A 538-nucleotide genomic window follows, 5' to 3' on the forward strand; every position below is an offset into this window, starting at 1 on the left:
ATAAAACAATCCCTGCCGAAATCAAGCGAGGAGACAGATGAAAAAGCGATTTATTATAACAGGAATGATTACCCTTTGGGGGATGATAAATTTGGCACATGCAAACAATGTTGATGGAAATCATGTAGGTGGTAACGTGCGGCTAAATCTTTTAAGGGCACAGATTCTTTCGGAATCAGATACTAAACAGAATTCACCTGCTCCATCGCCACCACCTGCTCTACCAGCGGAATATCTGGAGCTTATTAAGCTATTAAAAAAAGGGGAAATTATTGAGCTCTTTAAAAAACAACTTGCGTTAAAAAAAGAACAAATTTCACAAACAGAAAAAGCCTATCAAGCTATAACAAAGAGTCAGAAAACAAACCCAAAGCAAATAGACTTTTCTAGTTTTTTTCTCAAAGAACCAGAATCGTTCTATAAGAGTGATAAGCTTTCAAGAGAATCATATCAAAAGGTACTAGAGGACGAAAACAAAGTTTCTGGGCCTTTTGATCAAATGGGCAAAACTATTTCAGAGCGTTTACAATTTGCATCG

General features: G+C 36.6%; 1 pseudogene. It reads left to right on the forward strand.

The features are described 5' to 3' along the window. Positions 1-37 precede the first annotated feature (37 nt). Positions 38-538: pseudogene (locus tag ACFIL3_RS11175) on the forward strand (hypothetical protein); the annotation flags it as partial.

The organism is Bartonella sp. CE47NXGY (assembly GCF_042195415.1).
GTDB lineage: Bacteria > Pseudomonadota > Alphaproteobacteria > Rhizobiales > Rhizobiaceae > Bartonella.